The sequence below is a fragment of the Chryseobacterium sp. SIMBA_038 genome (genome assembly GCF_046535115.1).
In the GTDB taxonomy this organism is placed as follows: Bacteria; Bacteroidota; Bacteroidia; order Flavobacteriales; family Weeksellaceae; genus Chryseobacterium.
Genome location: NZ_JAWRXH010000485.1, coordinates 1 through 230, shown reverse-complemented (window position 1 = coordinate 230; position 230 = coordinate 1). Strand labels below are relative to the sequence as shown.

The 230-nt window shown below is 62.2% G+C and carries 1 protein-coding gene; it reads left to right on the top strand.

The window, feature by feature from the left end; all coding sequences use genetic code 11:
• Positions 1–230 (top strand): PolC-type DNA polymerase III (locus tag SB689_RS24355; RefSeq protein WP_410694584.1); only part of this gene is annotated, 230 nt, incomplete at both ends.

Sequence of the window (230 nt, the reverse complement as noted above, 5' to 3'; positions counted from 1 at the left end):
ACGACATGATTGCATCTGCCCCTCCGGTGTCGAAGGTCATGAAAGAAGCGGCGGCGTTTGTTGGAAGCCACCCCGTCGTCGCTCACAACGCCGGTTTCGACAGGCGGTTCTGGCAGGCCGAACTCGGGATTCTGGGTGTTGCGGCGGAGCGTTCCTTTGCTTGCACGATGCTCGCATCGAGGCGGATCTACCCCGACGCTCGCAGTCACCGCCTGTCAGGCTTGGCAGAG